Below are 6,831 nucleotides of genomic sequence, written 5' to 3' on the forward strand. Positions count from 1 at the left end.
GATCTCTTGACCTCAGGGGAGACCCGAATGCATCATCGCCCTAATCATCATGCTTAATTAGGGAGCGCGGATGCGGATCGGGAACCTCGGCGGGCGGCTGGCCATCGTGCGCGACGGCCGGGCGGTGGACGTCGAACGGGCCAGCAGCGGCAGGTTCGGGGCCGACCCGCAGGCCGTCTACGCCGACTGGGAGGGCTTCCGGGACTGGGCCGTGTCGGCCGCGCTGCCGGACGGCGAGCCCTTCGAACCGGCCGAGCTGGGGGCGCCGGTGCCTACGCCGCGGCAGGTCTTCGCGATCGGGCTGAACTACCGCGCCCACGCCGCCGAGTCGGGCTTCGACGCACCGGAGGGGTTGCCGCCGGTCTTCACCAAGTTCGCCACCAGCATCACCGGCCCGGTCACCGACGTGACGCTGCCGCCGGGCGGCCACACCGACTGGGAGGTCGAGCTGGTCGCCGTCATCGGCCGGCACTCGCGGAACGTCGCCGAGGACGACGCGTGGGACCACGTGGCCGGGCTCATGATCGGCCAGGACGTCTCCGAGCGGGTGTCGCAGCTCGCCGGACCGGCACCGCAGTTCAGCCTGGGCAAGTCGTTCCCCGGCTTCGCGCCGACCGGCCCGTGGGTCGTCACGCCCGACGAGTTCGACGACCCCGGCGACCTGGAGCTGACCTCGGCGATCAACGGCGAGCAGGTGCAGAAGGGCCGCACCGGCGAGCTGATCTTCTCCGTCCCGCTGCTGGTCGCGCGGCTGTCGGCGGTGCTGCCGCTGCTGCCCGGCGACCTGGTGTTCACCGGCACCCCGGCGGGCGTCGGCCTCGGCCGCGACCCGCAGCGCTGGCTCGCGCCGGGCGACGAGCTGGTCAGCCGCATCGAGGGCATCGGCGAGCTGCGCCAGCGGTTCGTCGCCCCCTGACCCCCTCCGGCTCCCGCCCCCTCCAGCCGAGGAGACACCCATGTCCCTGCACCGCCTGATCTCGGTCACCATCGGCGTCCCGAACGTCGCCGAGACCGCGGACTACTACGCCGACTTCGGGCTGCGGCCCGACACGGGCGGCTGGTTCGGCACCCGCGACGGCGGGCGCCAGCTGCGCATCGTGCCGAGCCCGGCGCGCCGCCTCGTCGAGATGCACATCGGCGCCGACTCGCCCGATGACCTGGGCGCGGCGGCCGCCCGCCTGGACCGGCTCGGCGTCGCCTGCGACCGGTCCGCCGCGACCCTCACCGCGGTCGAGCCCGTCACGGGCGTGCGGGCCGTCGTGGAGGTCGCGCCCCGGCTGCGGCAGGACCCCGTCCCGCCCACCCCCTACAACGGGCCCGGACGGATCGAGCGGACCGGCACCCGCGCGCCGGGCGTCCTGCGCGCGGACCCGGTCCGGCCGCGCAAGCTCGGCCACGCGGTGCTGGCCACCACCGACTTCGCCGCGACCACCGCGTTCTTCCGCGACGGCATCGGCTTCCGCACCAGCGACGTCATCAAGGACGCCGGCATCTTCCTGCGCTGCTCGACCGACCACCACAACCTGCTGGTCCTCGCCGCGCCCGTCTGCTTCCTGCACCACACGTCCTGGCAGGTCGACGACATCGACGAGGTCGGGCGCGGCGCGTCGGCGATGCTCGAGGGCCATCCCGAACGGCACGTGTGGGGGCTCGGCCGCCACCATGCCGGGTCGAACTTCTTCTGGTACCTCAAGGACCCGGCCGGCAACTTCTCCGAGTACTACTCCGACCTCGACTGCATCGTCGACGACCAGCTTTGGACGCCCGAGACCCTGGAAGGCGCCCGCGGCCTGTTCAACTGGGGCCCGCCGCCGCCCCCGTCCTTCCTGCACCCCGACGACCTCGCCGACCTCATGACCGGCAGCCACGGCGCGGGGCGGTGACCGCGTGACCGACGCATCGCCGCGCCGAATCCCGGTGCTGATCGCCGGCGGCGGGCCGGTCGGCCTGGCGGCCGCGCTGGAACTCGCCCACCACGGCGTCCGGTCGCTGGTCGTCGAACCCCGCGAGGAGGTGTCCTGGCTGCGGCCGCGCGCCAAGACGACCTCGGCCCGCACGATGGAGCTGTTCCGCCGGTGGGGCCTCGCCGGCGCCGTGCGCGAGCGGGCGGCCCTGCCGGTCTCCTGGTCCGACCAGGCGGTGTTCACCACGGGGCTGCTCGGCCGCGAGATCACCCGGTTCCACGGCTGCTTCGGCCTCGACCTGGCCGGGGACGACCTGGTCGCCGAGCCGGGCCAGCAGATTCCACAGCCTGCGGTCGAGCAGGTGCTGCGCGAGGCCGTCGCGCGCTCGCCGCACACCGGCCTCCTCACCGGCCGCACGGTCGATGCGGTCCGGGAGGACGGCGACGGGGTCACCGTGACCGTCGCCGCGTCCGACGGCACCGCCGAACAGGTCCGCGCCTCGTACCTGATCGGCGCGGACGGCGCATGGAGCACCGTCCGGGACGCGATCGGCGTCGTCTACGAGGGCACCGCCGACGAACGCCCCAACTTCAACATCGTGTTCCGCGCGCCCGGCCTCGCCGAACGCGTGCCGCACGGGCCGGCCGTGCACTACTGGGTGCTGCACCCGAGCCGCCCCGGGCTGGTCGGCCGGCTCGACCTCCGCGACACCTGGTGGTGCATCGCGCAGGGCGTCACCCGGGAGGAGGGGGACGCCGACCCGCTCGCGCTCGTCCGCGGGCTCGTCGGCGCCGACGTCGACGCCGAGATCGTCGCGACCGACCCGTGGAAGGCCAAGATGCTGCTGGCGCGGCGGTACGGCACCCGCCGGATCTTCCTCGCCGGCGACGCGGCGCACCTCAACCCGCCGTGGGGCGGGCACGGCTTCAACACCGGCATCGGCGACGCCGTCAACATCGGCTGGAAGCTCGCCGCGGTCCTGTCCGGCTGGGCGCCGGAGGCGCTGCTGCGCAGCTACGAGGCCGAGCGCCGGCCCGTCGCCGAGCAGACGATCGCCGAGGCCGCCCGCAACATGGCGACCCTCGCCCCCGAACTCGCCGACCCGCGGCTGGCCGGCGGCGACGCCGCGTTCGCCGCCGCCCGGCCCGCGGTCGCCGAGGCCGTCCAGCGCACCAAGGACGGCGAGTTCCACAGCCTCGACCTCGTCCTCGGCTACACCTACCGGGGTTCGCCGATCGTGGCCGGCGACGCGGGCGGCCGGCTCCCGCACCGCTGGCTCGCCCCCGGCGACTCCCTCTACGACCGTCTCGGACGCGGCTTCACGCTGATCGCGAACCCGTCCGCGACCGGTGCCCGGGCCGGCGCCGCGGCGTTCGCCAAGGCCGCCGCCGACCACGGCATCCCCCTTGAGATCCTCCACGACCCGCACGCCGCGAGCCTCCGGCTCGTCCGGCCCGACCAGCACGTCGCCTGGACCGGCGACGACCCCGCCGCTCCGCCGGAGATCCTCCGGCGGGCCGCCGGCCACATCGACTGACGCGCCCGAAACGCACCGGCGCGCCCGGCTCACGGGCGCGCCGCCGATGCCGCGTTCGGCTGCTCCTGCGCTGTCCGTTACCGAACCACCGCGTGACCCACCCCTGCGTAAGGAGACCCGATGTCCACCACCCCAGAGCGCGCCGCCGGGAGACGGCAGGCCGGCGTCCTCGCCCTCGCCTGCCTCATCCTGTTCGTGGACGGCTACGACGTGTTCGCCATCGGCACCGTCGGCCCGAGCCTGATGCAGTACCGCCCGTGGGGCGCCACCCACGACACCCTCGGCATGCTCGGCAGCGTCACCGCGCTCGGCATGCCGTTCGGGTCGGTCCTCGCCGGCTGGGCCGCCGACCGCCGCGGCCGCCGCCTTCCGCTGACGGTCGCCGTCGTCTGGATCTCGGTGTCGATGGCGGCGGCGACGTTCGTGCCGTCCCTCGGCCTGTTCGCCGCCGCCCGGTTCTGCACCGGCGTCGGCATCGGCGCGCTCGCCCCGCTGGTCAGCGCCTACGTCACCGACTCCGCGCCGCCCCGGCGGCGGACGCTGCACCTGGCGATCGCGCTCGGCGCCATGGGCGTCGGCGGCACCGCGTCGGCCCTGCTCGGCCGGCTGCTGCTGCCCGACCTGCACTTCCAGTGGCTGTTCCTGTTCGGTGCCCTGCCGATCCTGCTCGTCCCGATGATCCGGCGGATGGTCCCGGACGGCCCGGCCGGGCACGCCGGGGAGTCCGGGCCCGGGCGGGAGCGGGTCCGCCTGCCCGAGCTGTTCACCTCCGGCAGCCGCCGCGCCACCGTCCTGTTCTGGTGCGCCTCCTTCATGAGCATGGCGCTCGTCTACAGCACCACGGCGTGGCTGCCCGCGGTGATGATGAAGTCCGGCTACGACCTGGGCTCGTCGCTGGAGTTCACCATCGCCTTCACCATCGGCGCGACCGCGGGCGGCCTCGGCGGTTCCGTGATCGCCGACCGCGGCCACCTCAGGAGCGTCACCTTCGCCGGGTTCGTGCTCGCGGCGGTGGCGCTGTTCGTGCTCAGCACCCCGCAGCCGCACATCCTGCTCCTGGCGGTCTCGGCGCTCGCCGGGCTCGGCACGCTGGGCGGCCAGAACATGGTGATCGCCTCCATGACGGCGTTCTACCCGGCGCGGCTGCGCGGCACCGGACTCGGGTTCGGCCTCGGCGTCGGACGGCTCGGCGCGATCGCGGGCCCGTCCTACGTCGCGGTGGCGACCGACCTGTTCACCTCGTCGAAGGCGGGGTTCTTCGCCTTCATGGTCCCGGCGGTCCTCGGCGCCGCCGTGATCGCGGCGCTGCCCCGCGTCCTGGCGCCCTCGCCGGAGAAGCGGGCCGCCGGGCAGGAGACCGCGCCCGTCGTCCCCTGACCGGAGGCGAACGAGAAGGCCGGCCCGGTGCGCACCGGGCCGGCCTTCCACATGTGCGGTCAGGGGTTGACGACGGCCATCCAGATCGGCTCCGTGCGGCTCTGCATGGCGTCGACGGCGCGGGCCGTCTCGGCGAGCGGGTACCGGTGGGTGATGAGGTCGCCGGCGTCCAGCGCGCCGCCGCCGAGCAGCGCGAGGACCTGCTCGGCGTCCGTGCGGGTGCACGCCCGGGTCCCGACGATCCGCCAGCAGTTCCGCATCAGCACGGCCATCGGCAGCGTCACCGGCGCCTGGTTGGCGCCCATGTGCACGAGCGTCCCGCCGGTGGCGAGCCCGGCCGTGGCCTGCAGTGTGACCGGGCCCTGCGGGACGTAGTCCAGGACGGCGTCGGCGCCCTCGGGCACCATGTCGCGCAGCGCCCGGGTGAGGCCCTGCGCCTCGTCCCAGCCGGTGGGCAGCTCGTCCAGCGCGACGGTGTCGACGGCGACGCCGCCGGACAGCCGGCGCACCGCCTCCAGCCGACCGGCGCTGCGCCCGACCAGGACCAGCCGCGCCACCCCGAAGTGCTCGGCCAGCGCGATCGTCGCGGTGCCCATCGTCCCGGTGGCGGCGGTGACGACCAGCGTCGCGCCCGGCGTCAGACCCGCGAGCTTGAGGGCGCGGACGGCGTTGGCGAGGTCGTGCACCTTCGCGCCCACGTCGAAGCCCACCGCGTCCGGCAGCGGATCGACCAGCCAGTGCGGGACGCGGACGTACTCGGCGAGCCCGCCGTCGTGGTACTCGTCGTACAGCGGCATCGGGACGTCGCTGAACGCGGCGTGCCCGATCATCGCCTGCTGCGCGCACATCATCTCGCGGTCGGTGCGGCAGTACCGGCAGGACCGGCACGTCAGGTTCGGGTGGACGCGGACCCGGTCGCCGACCGCGACCCCGGACACCCGGTCGCCGACGGCCGCGACCGTCCCGGCCGCCTCGTGCCCGAGGGTGGTCGGCAGATGCCGGAACGCGCCCATGGCGAGGAGCCGCATCATGCCGGGCGCGAGCCCGGCGGAGGCGACCTTGACCAGGACGTCCAGCGGCCCCGGCTCAGGGATGGGGATCTTGACCAGTTGCAGGGCGTCGGAGCCGCGGTCGGCGCGCGCGGCGAGCATCAAGTTCACCGGCCCTCCGCGGCGGTCGCGGGCAGGTGCCGGTCGAGGAACGCGTGGGTGCGTGTCCAGGCGGTGTCGGCGGGGCCGGGGCGGTACATGTGGGGGCGGGCGTCGCAGGCGAAGGCGTGTCCGGCGTCGTCGTAGACGTGCTGTTCGTGGTCGGTGCCCGCGTTCTGCAGCGCGGCGTCGATGGCTTTGACCTGGTCGGTGGGGATCGTCGGGTCGTCGGCGCCGACGTGCAGGAGCATCGGTGCGTCGATGGCTTCGGCCCGGTCCAGGACGGCGTGGGGGCCGGCGGCGATGCCGGGGCCGTAGAACACGACGGTGGCTGCGAGGCCGGGGATGGTGGTGGCGGCGGTGAAGGCGGCGCGGCCGCCGAAGCAGAATCCGACGACCGCGGTCCGGTCGGCGGGGACGCCTTCGGCGGCGAGGTGGTCCAGGACGGCGCCGATGTCGGTGGTGATCGCGTCCGCTCCGATGGCGCCGATCAGCGGCATTGCTTGGGCGTGCTGGTCGTAGCCGAGGGTCGCGATGCCGGTGCGGTGGAACAGGTCGGGGGCAAGCGCCAGGAACCCGCGTGCGGCGAAGCGTCGGGTGATGTCCTGGATGTGGTCGTTGACGCCGAACGCTTCTTGCAGGACGATCACGGCCCGGTCGGTGGGCGCGTCCGGGCGTGCGGTGTAGACGCGCATCGGCCCGTCGGCGGTCTCAACGGTGATCCACTCGGTCATGACTCTCCCTAAGAATTGGGGTGGTCCCGGAGGGCCGGGTGTGGCTGATGATTCTCTGCTGCTGTTAGGGCTTCCAAGGAATGGCCGCCCGGCCCTCCAGGACGCTCCGACCCACTGATTGAGAACTGCGG

The 6,831-nt window shown here is 74.2% G+C and carries 6 protein-coding genes; 4 read left to right on the plus strand and 2 right to left on the minus strand.

The genetic code is table 11. The features are described from left to right. The first annotated feature begins 70 nt into the window (after positions 1–70). The 4 genes from J4709_RS48745 to J4709_RS48760 all read left to right on the plus strand — a co-directional run bounded on the left by J4709_RS48745 (position 71) and on the right by J4709_RS48760 (position 4,818). Entirely contained in the window at positions 71–916 is an 846-nt protein-coding gene (locus J4709_RS48745) for a fumarylacetoacetate hydrolase family protein (RefSeq protein WP_208252327.1), read from the plus strand. A 40-nt stretch (positions 917–956) separates the two neighbouring features. After that, a complete protein-coding gene (locus J4709_RS48750) occupies positions 957–1,883 on the plus strand; it encodes a VOC family protein (protein WP_208252328.1) in 927 nt (308 codons plus the stop codon). 4 nt (positions 1,884–1,887) lie between these two features. After that, the gene (locus J4709_RS48755) at positions 1,888–3,441 is read left to right on the plus strand and encodes an FAD-dependent monooxygenase (RefSeq protein ID WP_208252329.1); all 1,554 of its coding nucleotides are present in this window, start codon (positions 1,888–1,890) and stop codon (positions 3,439–3,441) included. A 120-nt stretch (positions 3,442–3,561) separates the two neighbouring features. Continuing rightward, positions 3,562–4,818, plus strand: coding sequence for an MFS transporter (locus J4709_RS48760; protein WP_208252330.1), 1,257 nt, complete (start codon positions 3,562–3,564; stop codon positions 4,816–4,818). A gap of 59 nt (positions 4,819–4,877) precedes the next feature. Here the strand turns inward: J4709_RS48760 and J4709_RS48765 are convergent, their stop codons facing one another. Continuing rightward, the gene (locus J4709_RS48765; RefSeq protein WP_232385225.1) at positions 4,878–5,969 is read right to left on the minus strand and encodes an alcohol dehydrogenase catalytic domain-containing protein; all 1,092 of its coding nucleotides are present in this window, start codon (positions 5,967–5,969) and stop codon (positions 4,878–4,880) included. A gap of 5 nt (positions 5,970–5,974) precedes the next feature. Beyond that, positions 5,975–6,700, minus strand: a complete 726-nt coding sequence (locus J4709_RS48770) for a dienelactone hydrolase family protein (RefSeq protein WP_208252332.1) — start codon at positions 6,698–6,700, stop codon at positions 5,975–5,977. Positions 6,701–6,831 lie beyond the last annotated feature (131 nt).

The organism is Actinomadura violacea (assembly GCF_017573465.1).
GTDB lineage: Bacteria > Actinomycetota > Actinomycetes > Streptosporangiales > Streptosporangiaceae > Spirillospora > Spirillospora violacea.